The sequence below is a fragment of the Spiribacter sp. 2438 genome, assembly GCF_009676705.1.
GTDB lineage: Bacteria > Pseudomonadota > Gammaproteobacteria > Nitrococcales > Nitrococcaceae > Spiribacter.
The window spans coordinates 1,558,457-1,570,646 of sequence record NZ_CP046046.1 but is presented as its reverse complement, the minus strand read 5'-3'; the positions used below and the strand labels follow the sequence as shown (position 1 = coordinate 1,570,646).

Sequence of the window (12,190 nt, the reverse complement as noted above, 5' to 3'; positions counted from 1 at the left end):
CGAGACAGATCGAAGAGGGGGTTGTGGTACTCAGTCAGCGCACCAGCATTGGTCTGTACACCGATCCGGACAGTGCTGACAGTCACCGGGTCCGCCTGGTCCTCGCTGAAAAGGGGATCGACGTCGAGATCGTGGAAGTCCTCCCGGATGGGCCACAGCCAGAGGATCTCGCCGATCTCAATCCCTACGCCGAGACCCCCACGCTGGTGGACCGCGATCTGGCACTGTACGACCCGCGGGTGATCTGCGAGTACCTGGACGAGCGATTTCCTCACCCTCCGCTGATGCCGGTGGATCCGGTTTCCCGGGCCAAGGCCAAGCTCGTGATCTCACGGGTGGAGCGGGACTGGTATCGGTTGTTGTCTCATCTCGAGCGGCCGGAGACTCGGGGAAAGCCGGCGGTCCGCCGGGAGCTGGCCGAGGGTCTGGCGGCCAGCGCTGATGTTTTCGACTCGGGGCTGCCCTACTTCCTTAGTGAAGAGATCACCATGATGGACTGTACGCTGGCGCCACTGCTCTGGCGGCTAAGCCATTATGGGGTTGAACTGCCGGAGGCGGCGGCTCCGGTCAGGTCTTATGCCGAGCGGTTGTTCGAGCGCGAGCCATTTCATGCCAGCCTCACGGCTGCCGAGCAGGGCATGAAGCGCGGCAAATGACCCCCAGCCGGCCTTACCTGTTACGCGGGCTTCATGAGTGGATTGTTGATAATCAGAAGACGCCGCACATTCTGGTGAACGCCGAGGCGGAGGGCGTCGCCGCACCCACGCAGTTCGCCGACGGGGAACAACTGGTCCTCAATATCTCGCCCACCGCTACCCGTGGGCTTGCCATGGATAACAACGGGGTTTCATTCGAGGCCCGGTTCGGTGGGCAACCCATGCAGGTCTACATTCCCATCGAGGCCGTGCAGGCGATTTATGCGCGTGAGAATGGTCGGGGAATGATCTTTACCCCCGAAGATGGTGACGGTCCATCGCCCGATGACGACGACACTGCCCCACCGCCGAAGCCCGGGCTGCGAGTCGTCAAATAATGGGCGCGATCGCGCCTCTAATCCATTAATCGTCTGCCCGGAACGCATCCACGATCCACTCGATGGCGCCGTCCGGTGACACCGCCACCACGTCGAATCGGGTGGCTGGTTCGCCGTGCTGGCGCTGGAGCCAGCCGGCGGCCGCGGCAACCAATCGGCTGCGTTTTCCGCGGGTGATGCTCTCGACGCCATCCCCGAACTGACCGGGTTGTCTGGCGCGAACTTCGACGAAGGCGATTTCATCGCCATCCTGCATCACCAGGTCGATTTCTCCGCGCCGCAGCCGGAAGTTGCGCTCTCGAAGTGTCAGGCCCGCCGCCTGCAAATGTGCCAGTGCTCGATCCTCGGCCGCCCGTCCAATGTCTCCGGATCGCCGTCCGGTCATGGCAGGTAGGAGGGCGCTCCGTCGGACCCCGGCAGGTTCAGGGGGCGAAGCCCTGACCGAGTGACCCGCGTCGGCAGAAGAGAACGTCGGACTTCGTTGTCCGCGCCGAGCTGTATTGCCCCGGTGGATCCCTGAGCTCGGAGCGACGGCTCTCGCTGCATAATGCGCAGCGGCCCCAGAAGCTGAAAGGCATCAACGCCCAGCGCCACCAGATCACTGCTGCCGGCTTCTGCGGCACTCTCCAGCTGATCTCGCGCCGACTCGACACGAGTCGGCATGGGCCCTTCGAGTAACCATGGCATGCGCATGATCATGGCACCCTCCAGGTCCTCGTTCGCCTGACGCGAAGCATTGCGGGGATAGGCCTGGCTGGTTGCCAGCACTGGCAGGTTGAGGCCGCGCTGAAATCGGACCTGAGGAGTAACCAGGCGCGCATTGGTCTCGAATGCGCCCAGGAAAACGGCGTCCATGTCTTCACGACGGCGATCCTCAAAATGGACCCGCAAGCCGGTGACCGATTGCAGTCGACTCTGGCGCTCCGTGCTGAGGTCGAGGTGGAAGAGCTCGCGAACCGGGGCGCTCATATCCTCCTGATCGTCTGCATATCGGCTATGGCCCACTACCTGGCCGCCGTTTTCCTCCAGCCTGGCCTTGAACGCTGCCGCGACTCGTTTGCCCCAGTCATCGGCGCTGGAAAGAATGGCCATGCGCTCATACCCCAATGCCAGTGCCAGAGTGGCCGCCGCCCGAGCGTCATCCTCAGGGGCAAGCCCGAATTGATGAACCGCCGGCGGCACCTCGACGTCATCCACCCGGTTCAGCGCCAGCACGGGAACATCCAGGTTGCCCCCGGCAATCAGGTCCCGCAGGGCGCTTTTTGTCAATGGGCCGATGACCTGCAGTGCGCCTCGGGCGACGGCTTCCCGATAGGCAGCCGGGGCGGGCATTCCCTCGTCACCGGTGTCTACAAAGAATAATTCAGGGCGCCGCCGGGCGTCGCTGTCGGCATGATAGGCGGCCAGAATCCCCCGTTGAATTGCCCGGCCCGCGCTGCCCAGCTCGCCGCTGAGCGGCAGCAGCACGCCGATCCTTGCGGGTGGAGACAGGTCAGCGCGATGCATGGCGACAACCCGCGTCTCCAATAGGGGGCTTGCCGGATGAGACGGTTGATCGATCCGCCATGACTCCAGGGCCAGAGCCGCACCGTTCGGCTCCAGTGCCTGCTCCCGGATGGTGATTGCCAGATCCAGCCAGCCCTTCAGCGGTTCTGTCCTTGCGTGACGGCCGGCCTCTCTCAAATCACTCAGGGGGGCGTCCATCAGCGCCTCCCAGAGCCTCGCTTCATTCAGTCGCTGGACCCATCCCGGGGGCGCGTGCTCGGCCATGGCCAGTCGGTGATCGACAGCTCGTTGCCAGTGGCCCTCGCCGGCCTCCAGCGTGGCCAGCGTGTCCAGCTGGAAGGGGATCAGTCGCTGCGGCAACTGATCCGGATTGCGGGTCGGGGTCAGGGCGCGGATCGCGTCCGGGCCGTCGAGTTCGCCAAGTCGGACCCGCACCATGGCGGAAATCAGCGCATTGGCTTCCCCCGCGTCGGCATAGCGACTCCCCAGCCATTCGGTTGCGGGATCGCTGTCGTCCACCATCAGGGCGAGCAGGGCGGCTTCAAGCTGCAACCCGGTGGCCGCCGGCTCAGCGGTTTCGGCGGCTGCCCGGCGTAATAGTGTCAACGCGCTGGACGGGTCTTCCGCCGCCAGAGCGGCCTGAGCCGCGTTAATCCGGGGCGTATCCACCTCGCCGATCGTCGGGCCATCGCCGGGATCCATGCCCGCGCAGCCGGCGACGAAAAGCAAGGCCATCAGGAGGGAGAAAGTAGGGCGCAGCAATGACAAGGCAGTCCTCGCGGTACCGGTCGCCGCCGGGTACACTCCGCAGCGGTACTGGAAGTATCGAAGGCCGGAGGAAAGGGTGTCAAACATTCCGGGGCGCTTGCATGTGGTCGCCACGCCCATCGGCAACCTGGGCGACATCAGCCAGCGGGCGATGGACACTCTCACCCAGGCCGATCTGGTGGCGGCCGAGGATACCCGGCACTCCGCCCGTCTGCTGACCGCCCTGGGCATCCGCAGGCCCCTGATCAGTCTTCATGAGCATAACGAAGAGGCGCGTGTTGCGTTGCTCAAGGCACGGCTGGCAGCGGGCCAGGACGTGGCGCTGATCAGCGATGCGGGCACACCGCTCATCAGTGATCCCGGTTACCGATTGGTGCGATCCCTGCGGCTGGCGGGGTTCGAGGTTCTGACGATCCCCGGGCCCAGCAGTCTGATCGCAGCGCTCTCGGTTTCCGGTCTGCCCACTGACCGGTTCTTTTTCGAGGGCTTTCTGCCCGTCCGTGCGGCGGCGCGCCGTCGTCGGTTGGCGGAACTGGCCGAATGCGATCACACCCTGGTGATGTTCGAAGTCGGACGGCGTCTGCATGGCACTCTGGAAGACATGATCGCCGTGTTTGGCGGCGCCCGGCCGGCGGCCATCTCCCGGGAACTCACCAAGCGGCACGAAACCACCCGTCTGGAGGACCTTCAGGGCCTGGCGGTATGGCTCCATCAGGATCCCAACCACCAGCGCGGTGAATTCGTGGTCATGGTTGGCCCGGCGCCCTCCAGGCCGGCCAGGCCGAGCATACCGGACGCCGAGGAGCTGTTGAGCCTGCTGCGGGCGGAGGGGCTGAGCGCTCGGGCTGCCGCTCGGCTGGCAGCGCGATTGACCGGCGAGTCCGCGAATTCGCTCTACGCCCGATTGCACCGAGGCAAAGAGCACAAGTGACGGGGCAGTGGTATCCTGTTGCCTGGGAAGTCGGCCGGGCAGTCGCTGCAGTATTGCGGAGGAAAGTCCGGGCTCCACTGGGCAGGGTGCCAGGTAACCCCTGGGCGGCGTGAGCCGACGGAAAGTGCCGCAGAAAACAGACCGCCGATGGCCATCTCTGCATGGCACAGGTAAGGGTGAAATGGTGCGGTAAGAGCGCACCGCGCGGCTGGTAACAGGCGTGGCACGGTAAACCCCACCCGGAGCAAGACCAAATAGGGGAGCAGACGCGTGGCCCGCGCGGCTCCCGGGTAGGTCGCTCAAGGTGCATGGCGACATGCATCACAGATGAATGGCTGTCCTCGACAGAACCCGGCTTACAGGCCGGCTTCCCTTCCCTTTCTTAATGCGAATTCTCGCAAATCCCCATAAATCAATGTTTAAAGGGGCGAATTTTTATTCGCTCCAAGTGTTGATAACGCGCCCCGCCCGGCGCTTATAAGTCACTGTCATGCTGGAAAAAATTACGCATCGCGTGGGTTGACGCGTCCTCCGGGTCTGTCTAAAGTGTGGCCAATGGTGGGAAGAAGTGGCAAAAAATGGAATTTTCGGGTGGTTAAAGGGTAATCCAGTGTTTCGAGGCGTCGCACACATCAACCTCGATACCAAAGGGCGCATGGCTTTCCCGAGCCGTTATCGGGATCGCCTGGCGGCCCTCTGCGACGGTAATCTGGTGGTCACCGTGGACCGTGATCACTGCCTGCTGGTGTATCCCTTGCCGGAGTGGGAACACATTGAGCAGAAGCTGGTACGCCTTCCCAGTCTCAATCGCAGTGCCCGGCGTTTGCAGCGTCTGCTGATCGGCCACGCCACGGAGTGCCAGCTGGATGGCAGTGGCCGCATTCTGTTGCCCCCGCCGCTGCGGGAGTTCGCCGGTCTGGAAAAACGGACAGTCCTGATCGGTCAGGGGAACAAGTTCGAGCTGTGGGATGAGGGCACATGGACCGCTCGTCGGGCCGAGTGGCTTAACGAGGCAGCAGGATCCGATGATCTGCCCGCCGATCTTGAGTCCTTATCCCTCTAGGAGGCGTTGCCCGTGAGTCAGATCTCCGACCACCGGCCCGTCATGATTCAGGAGGCCATCGACGGTCTGTGCCCCCGTCCTGGCGGAGTCTGGGTTGACGGCACCTACGGCCGGGGTGGCCACGCCGCGGCACTTCTCTCCGCCCTCGACGATACCGCCTGCGTCTGGCTGGTTGATCAGGACCCGCAAGCCATCCAGTTGGCACGTTCGCGCCATGGCGGGGATCACCGTTGTCGCATTCTGCAGGCCCGTTTTTCCGACTTGGGCGACGTGTTGAGGGGTGAGGGGCTGGCGGGCCATGTGATGGGGATCCTGCTCGATCTGGGGGTGTCATCCCCGCAGCTGGATGACCCGTCCCGCGGGTTCAGTTTTCTGCGGGAAGGCCCGCTTGACATGCGCATGGACAACAGCCGTGGCGAAACCGCCCGGCAGTGGCTTGATCGGGTTGATGAAAAGACACTGGCGAGAGTGCTTCGTGAATACGGTGAGGAGCGCTTCGCGCGCCGTATTGCCCGATTCGTCGGAGCCGCCCGTGAGGCGGACGCGCTGCCGGATACCACCACCGGCCTAGCCGCGCTAATCGCCGAGGCGGTACCCCGCGCGGAGCCGGGCCGTCATCCGGCCACCCGCAGCTTTCAGGCGATCCGTATTCACATCAACGACGAGCTGGGCGCCCTGGATGCCCTGCTCGAGGACATCTGCGACCTCCTGGGTCCCGGCGGACGTCTGGTGGTCATCAGTTTCCATTCACTCGAGGACCGGCGCGTCAAGCGCTTCATCAATCGCCACAGTCAGGTGGGCGACCTGCCGGCGGGAGCGGGTCGCGTCCCGCCGGAGAAGCAGCCAAAACTTCGGCGTGTGGGTCGGGCCTGCCGTCCGACCGACTCCGAAGTGCGAGCCAACCCGAGAGCTCGCAGCGCCATTCTCCGGGTCGCGGAGCGGTTGCCGTGAATCGCATGACCGTCGCAGTGGCCCTGCTCGCCGTGCTGGTCATGGCGTCGGCCATCGCGGTCGTGGAGGTCAAGCATCAGACGCGTAGCCTGTTCCTCAACCTGGAAAAGCTGCAGGCGGAGCGGGATCGCCTCAATACCGAATGGAGCCGCCTTCGACTGGAGCAGGGCGCACTGGCGACTCATTCCCGGGTAGAGCGCATCGCTCGAGAGGATTTCCAGCTGGAAATGCCGGCCGGTGAGGACATTGTCTTGATCCGTTCAGGCCGGCCCGAGGGGGACCAATGACCCGGGGCGATCGGAGTGTGGTGGCTCCGGTCTGGCGGCGCGTCGCCGTGCTGGTGAGCCTGATGGGGCTGATGGGTGCCCTGATGGTCCAGGCGGTGGCACTTCAGTTGACGGAGGGGGATTTTCTGCAGGGGCAGGGCGACCAGCGGCATCTGCGCATGGAAACCATGGTGGCCCATCGTGGTGGCATTCATGACCGCCATGGCGAAGCCTTGGCCATCAGCGCGCCCGTGGATTCGGTATGGGCCCATCCCGGCGTGCTGCTGGAAGAGGGCGGGGCTGAGGCCGTTACGCAGCTGGCGGCAGAGTTGGAGCTGGACTCCACCACGCTACTGGATCACCTGCGCGCCAGGCAGCGTCGGGAATTCGTCTACATCCGTCGGCATGTGGATCCCCGGGTCGCCGAGGCGACCATGGCTCTGGATCTGCCTGGAGTCGCGCTACAGCGCGAGTATCGGCGATTTTATCCGGCGGGTCCGGTGACCGGCCATGTCCTGGGCTTCACCGACATCGATGACCGCGGGCAGGAGGGTGTGGAGCGGGTTTTTGATGACTGGCTGGCGGGTCAGTCCGGTGCCAAGCGTGTTCTGAGGGACCGGCTGGGGCGGAGCATCGAGGATGTTGAGCGCCTGCGCGAGCCACAGCCCGGACGGGACCTGACGCTGACCCTTGATCTGCGCCTCCAGTACATCGCGTATCGGGAGCTGAAGGCGGCGGTGGAGCGCGAGCAGGCGGCCGGCGGCTCTGTCGTGCTGATGGATGTCCACAGCGGCGAAATTCTCGCCATGGTCAACCAGCCCGCTTTCAACCCTAACCGGCGTTCGGACCTGCGTCCCGAGCGGTTTCGTAATCGGGCGGTTACCGACAGTTTCGAGCCGGGCTCGGTGACCAAGCCCATGACCATCGCGGCGGCCATGGCGAGCGGGCAGTACACGCCCAGCACACCCGTCAGCACCAGTCCGGGTGTCCTGCGGGTGGGGCGAAACGAGGTGCGCGACATTCGCGATTTCGGCGAGCTCACCGTTACCGGCGTCTTGCAGAAATCCAGCAACGTCGGCGCGGTCCGGATGGCACTGGACATCGAAGCCGAGGAAGTCTGGGGGCTGCTGAAGCGGTTCGGTTTCGGTGAAGCCACCGGCGTGACGTTTCCCGGCGAATCGTCCGGCACCATGCCGGCAACGCCCAGCCAGAGGCCCATCGAGCAGGCCACGCTGGCTTTCGGATACGGCCTTTCCGTCACCCCCCTGCAGATTGCGAGGGCCTATGCCGCGATCGCCGCCGACGGAAAAATCCCGACGCCAGCACTGGTTCGCGGGATTGACCGCGGTGAACCGGAGCAGCGCCTGGATCCGGGTTTGATGCGGTCGTTGCGCGCCATGATGGTCGAGGTGACCCGGGACGGAGGCACGGCAACCCACGCCGCAATCCCCGGTTACCAAGTGGCTGGCAAGACGGGCACCAGCCGTAAGGCTATTCCCGGTGGCTATGCCACCGATCGCTACATCTCCACCTTTGCCGGGATGGCGCCTGCAGACAATCCCCGATTCGTTGCCGTGGTCACCATCGACGAGCCAGGGGGAGAGGTGTACTACGCCGGACCGGTTGCGGGACCGGTTTTCCAGGGCCTGATGCAGAGCGCGCTGCGGCTTTACAACGTGCCGCCGGACGTGGATGCCGACGAACCGACGCTGGCTGTGAGCGAGGGGCGGTCGCCATGAGCAGTGTGACCCGTCTCACGGTTCTGCTTGCGCCCTGGGTGGTGATTGATCCCGCCCATGAGCGGCTGGTCGCGGGGCTCACTCTGGATTCTCGGCACGTTCAGCCAGGGTGGCTCTTTCTGGCCATGGCCGGCTCCAGCCGCCATGGCCTTGCCCATCTGGATCAGGCGCTGGCCAACGGCGCCGCGGCGGTTCTGTGGGAGCCGGGCGCTGGTCACGACGCCGAGCAGGTACAGGCCCGCTGCCAGGCGGCCGGCGCCATCGCGGTGCCGTTCAAAGGTCTCGCTGCTGCGGCTGGACACCTCGGTGCGCGTTTTTACGGCGACCCCTCTTCTGCGCTGCGAGTGATCGGTGTAACGGGGACGGATGGCAAGACATCGGTGGCTCACTATACCGCCCAGCTGGCCGAACAGCTCGACGGGCCGTCGGCCATCATGGGCACGCTGGGCTGGGGCGAGGTGGCGGCGCCCATGGACTCGGGGTTGACCACCGCCGATGCGTTGACCCTGCAGAGCCGGTTTGCCGAGCTCCGCGACCGTCGGGTCCGGACCGTGGCCATGGAGGTCTCATCCCACGCGCTGGCTCAGCATCGCACCGAGGCGGTCAGAATGGACGTGGCAGTGCTCACTCATGTTGGCCGCGATCACCTGGATTATCACGGCACCGTCGAGGCTTATCGGGCGGCCAAGCGCCAGCTGTTCACCCGTTCCGGCCTCCAGCAGTGCGTGCTGAATCGCGACGATGAACTCGGCGCTGAACTGCTGGCGGCTCCCGATCGGGGGGCTTCGGCGCTCAGCTATGGCTACCATGCCGAAGCCGACCTGCGAATCCTCTCCACAGCGCCCGAGGCGACCAGCCTGCGGGTGAAGGCTCTGCTGAGTGGAATCCAGCGGACCCTGGTGCTGCCGGTGCTTGGAGAATTCAACGCCATGAATGCCATGGCAGCGCTGGGGGCGTTCGTCGGCGATTATCCGCTGGATGATGCGCTCGATGCGCTGGCGCGGATCCAGCCGGTGCCGGGGCGAATGGAGCACTACCGGACGGCCAATGACGCCCTGGTGGTGATTGACTACGCTCATACGCCAGGCGCCCTTGAGGCGGCCTTGAGCACTCTGCGTCATCATCTGACGGGACGGCTGATCTGCGTCATGGGGTGTGGTGGCGATCGGGACCGGGGTAAGCGGGAGGTGATGGGCGCTGCGGCGTCGCGCCTCGCTGATACCGTGATTATTACCGATGACAACCCGCGAACCGAGGATCCTGCGGACATCCGTGCCGCCGTGAAGGCCGGTTGTCATCCCGGCAGTGACTGCCGGGAGATTGGTGATCGGGAAGAAGCCATTGCCACCGCCATGGCAATGGCCCGGCCCGGCGACGGTGTGCTGGTGGCCGGCAAGGGCCACGAAAGCCAGCAGGTCATCGGCGAAGCGGTTATTCCGTTTTCCGATCAGGCCGTGGTCCGATCCCGGATCCCGGGAGGACTGCACTGATGCGCTGGGTGTCCATTCAGTCGCTGGCCCGGGAGCTGGGCGGGGAGTGCCGCCAGGGCGAAGCGCGGGTCTGTTCCGCGACGCTGGACTCCCGGCAGGCGGGCGACGGAGATCTGTTCATCGCCCTGTCCGGCGAGTCCACCGACGGCCATCAGTACATTGATGCGGCGGCTCGGGCCGGCGCCTCCGCGGCCATGGTGAGCCATTTTGTGGATTCATCACTGCCGCAATGGCGGGTAACGGATCCGCGGCGGTCGCTGGTGGAGCTTGCCTGCCGCGCGCGGGCGGAGAGCCGGGCCACCGTGGCCGGAGTCACCGGCAGCAATGGCAAGACCACCGTCAAGGAAATGCTCGCCAGCATTCTTGCCGGCCTCGGACCGACCCGGGCCACTGCCGGCAATCAGAACAACGAGCTTGGCGTGCCCCTCACCCTTTGTGCGCTGGACCCGGAGGATCGGCACGCCGTGGTCGAAATGGGATGCGGCCGTCCCGGAGACATCGAGTTGCTGGCCAGCTGGGCCCGCCCGTCGGTGGGCGTTATCAACAACGTGGGACCGGCGCACCTGGGGGGATTCGGTAGCCTTGAGGCCATCGCCCGTTGCAAGGGTGAGCTGCTGGCCGCCCTCCCGGCCAATGGCCAGGCCATTATCAATGCGGACGACGTGTTCGCTCACATCTGGGAGCAGCAGGCGGCCCACTGTCACATTGTGCGGTTCAGCCTGGCGGATGCTCCCGCCGAGGTCAGTGGGCGCCCCGGTCCGGATGGTGACCTGGAGATTCGCCTGCCAGACACCGCGCCATTCCGGGTGCAGGTGCCGTTGCCGGGCTCCCACAATCAGGCCAACGCCATGGCCGCCGCCGCGGCGGCCCACGCCATGGGGGCCGGCACGGACGCGATTCGTAGCGGTCTCGAGGCCATCACGCCGGTCGCCGGCCGGATGGTGACCCGCGCCGGGATCAACGACGCCACGGTGATCGACGACAGTTACAACGCCAATCCGGCCTCGCTGGCGGCGGCCATGCGGACACTCGCGGATGGCTCTGCGCCCCTGTGGGTGGTACTCGGGGACATGGCAGAACTCGGTCCCCGAACTGAGGCCTACCATGCCGATGCGGGGCGTATTGCCCGCCAGCTGGGGATCGCCCGACTCTATGGTCTGGGGGCCCACAGCAAGCGGGCGGTGGAGAGCTTCGGCGGGCCGATCGAGGGCCGTGCTTTCGACAGTCGGGCCGATCTGGTGAGGGCACTGCAGGCGGACCTGGAGCCCGGTGTCCGGGTTCTGGTGAAAGGGTCGAGATCCGCACGCATGGATAGCGTGGTTGACGAGCTGGTCGTCGGTTCCGGCGAGGAGGGCCCGTCATGCTCCTGATGCTGGCGGAGTGGCTGGAGCGCTATTACAGCGCTTTCAATGTGTTTCAGTACCTGACGTTCCGGGCCATTCTCGGAACGCTCACTGCACTGGGTATTGGCCTGTGGGTAGGACCCTCGTTGATCCGGCGCCTGGAGCGCTATCAGGTCGGACAGCAGGTCCGGGAGGACGGACCCGTCAGCCACTACGCCAAGGCCGGAACACCGACCATGGGTGGCGCGCTCATCCTGGTCGGGATCGCGGTGGCAACGCTCCTCTGGGGCGATCTCACCAGTCGATATGTGTGGATCGTCCTGCTGACCACCCTGGCGTTTGGCGCCATTGGCGGCGTAGACGACTGGCTGAAGCTTACCCGCGGCAGCAGTGAAGGTTTGCGGGCACGGACCAAGTTCTTCTGGCAGACCATCGCCGGCCTCATTGCTGGCACGGTTCTCTACGCCACGGCGACCACTCCGGTGGAAACCGCCCTGATGCTGCCTTTGCTGAAGGATTTCGCCATCCCTCTGGGTTTGCTGTTCATTCCCCTGACCTGGTTGGTGGTTGTCGGGGCCTCCAACGCAGTCAACCTGACCGACGGCCTGGACGGCCTGGCGGTGCTGCCAACGGTCCTGGTGGGTGGTGCGCTCGGGGTGTTTGCCTATTTGAGCGGCAACGTGGTTTTTGCGGAGTATCTCGGGATCCCCTATGTGGTGGGAGCGGGTGAGCTGGTGGTGTTCGCCGGTGCCCTGGTGGGAGCCGGCCTGGGATTTCTCTGGTTCAACACCTACCCGGCCCAGGTATTCATGGGCGATGTCGGGGCGCTTGCCCTGGGCGCCGCGCTTGGCATGGTCGCCATCGTGGTTCGCCAGGAGATCGTGCTTTTCATCATGGGCGGCATCTTCGTCGCCGAAACGGTCTCGGTCATGATCCAGGTCCTCTGGTACAAGCGCACCGGACGGCGAATCTTCCGCATGGCGCCACTGCATCATCACTTCGAGTTGAAGGGCTGGCCGGAGCCGCGGGTGGTGGTTCGCTTCTGGATTATCACGGTCGTCCTGGTCCTGGTGGGCCTGGCCACACTGAAGCTGCGGTGA

At 65.1% G+C, this 12,190-nt stretch carries 12 protein-coding genes and 1 other RNA gene; 11 read left to right on the top strand and 2 right to left on the bottom strand.

Translation table 11 applies throughout. The features are described from left to right. Positions 1 to 23: 23 nt before the first annotated feature. Positions 24 to 656: a glutathione S-transferase N-terminal domain-containing protein gene (locus GJ672_RS07765; RefSeq protein WP_229381863.1), complete on the top strand. Its 633-nt coding sequence runs from the start codon at positions 24 to 26 to the stop codon at positions 654 to 656. Continuing rightward, the gene (locus GJ672_RS07760) at positions 653 to 1,033 is read left to right on the top strand and encodes a ClpXP protease specificity-enhancing factor (RefSeq protein ID WP_154296653.1); all 381 of its coding nucleotides are present in this window, start codon (positions 653 to 655) and stop codon (positions 1,031 to 1,033) included. The genes GJ672_RS07765 and GJ672_RS07760 overlap by 4 nt, the downstream gene beginning before the upstream one ends. 25 nt (positions 1,034 to 1,058) lie before the next feature. Here the strand turns inward: GJ672_RS07760 and GJ672_RS07755 are convergent, their stop codons facing one another. Together GJ672_RS07755 and GJ672_RS07750 are read right to left on the bottom strand one after the other, a co-directional pair. Next, entirely contained in the window at positions 1,059 to 1,418 is a 360-nt protein-coding gene (locus GJ672_RS07755; protein WP_154296652.1) for a YraN family protein, read from the bottom strand. Further along, positions 1,415 to 3,307: a penicillin-binding protein activator gene (locus GJ672_RS07750; protein WP_229381862.1), complete on the bottom strand. Its 1,893-nt coding sequence runs from the start codon at positions 3,305 to 3,307 to the stop codon at positions 1,415 to 1,417. The genes GJ672_RS07755 and GJ672_RS07750 overlap by 4 nt, the downstream gene beginning before the upstream one ends. Positions 3,308 to 3,383: 76 nt before the next feature. Here GJ672_RS07750 and rsmI point away from each other — a divergent pair, with 76 nt between their 5' ends. The 9 genes from rsmI to mraY all read left to right on the top strand — a co-directional run bounded on the left by rsmI (position 3,384) and on the right by mraY (position 12,190). Continuing rightward, positions 3,384 to 4,238, top strand: a complete 855-nt coding sequence (gene rsmI / locus GJ672_RS07745; protein ID WP_370517581.1) for a 16S rRNA (cytidine(1402)-2'-O)-methyltransferase — start codon at positions 3,384 to 3,386, stop codon at positions 4,236 to 4,238. Positions 4,239 to 4,264: 26 nt separating this feature from the next. Beyond that, positions 4,265 to 4,613, top strand: an RNA gene (gene rnpB / locus GJ672_RS07740) — RNase P RNA component class A. A 235-nt stretch (positions 4,614 to 4,848) separates the two neighbouring features. Next, positions 4,849 to 5,301: a division/cell wall cluster transcriptional repressor MraZ gene (mraZ, locus tag GJ672_RS07735; RefSeq protein ID WP_154296649.1), complete on the top strand. Its 453-nt coding sequence runs from the start codon at positions 4,849 to 4,851 to the stop codon at positions 5,299 to 5,301. Between the two features lie 42 nt (positions 5,302 to 5,343). After that, positions 5,344 to 6,252 (top strand): 16S rRNA (cytosine(1402)-N(4))-methyltransferase RsmH, encoded by a 909-nt coding sequence (gene rsmH, locus GJ672_RS07730; protein ID WP_370517609.1) that lies wholly within the window; start codon positions 5,344 to 5,346, stop codon positions 6,250 to 6,252. Positions 6,253 to 6,257: 5 nt separating this feature from the next. Further along, on the top strand, positions 6,258 to 6,539 hold the full coding sequence (gene ftsL / locus GJ672_RS07725) for a cell division protein FtsL (RefSeq protein ID WP_229381978.1): 282 nt from the start codon (positions 6,258 to 6,260) through the stop codon (positions 6,537 to 6,539). Next, entirely contained in the window at positions 6,536 to 8,257 is a 1,722-nt protein-coding gene (locus GJ672_RS07720) for a penicillin-binding protein 2 (protein WP_154296646.1), read from the top strand. The genes ftsL and GJ672_RS07720 overlap by 4 nt, the downstream gene beginning before the upstream one ends. Next, a complete protein-coding gene (locus GJ672_RS07715) occupies positions 8,254 to 9,747 on the top strand; it encodes a UDP-N-acetylmuramoyl-L-alanyl-D-glutamate--2,6-diaminopimelate ligase (RefSeq protein WP_154296645.1) in 1,494 nt (497 codons plus the stop codon). The genes GJ672_RS07720 and GJ672_RS07715 overlap by 4 nt, the downstream gene beginning before the upstream one ends. Next, positions 9,747 to 11,117, top strand: coding sequence for a UDP-N-acetylmuramoyl-tripeptide--D-alanyl-D-alanine ligase (murF, locus tag GJ672_RS07710; RefSeq protein WP_154296644.1), 1,371 nt, complete (start codon positions 9,747 to 9,749; stop codon positions 11,115 to 11,117). The genes GJ672_RS07715 and murF overlap by 1 nt, the downstream gene beginning before the upstream one ends. Continuing rightward, positions 11,108 to 12,190, top strand: a complete 1,083-nt coding sequence (gene mraY / locus GJ672_RS07705; protein ID WP_154296643.1) for a phospho-N-acetylmuramoyl-pentapeptide-transferase — start codon at positions 11,108 to 11,110, stop codon at positions 12,188 to 12,190. Before murF ends, mraY begins: the two co-directional genes overlap by 10 nt.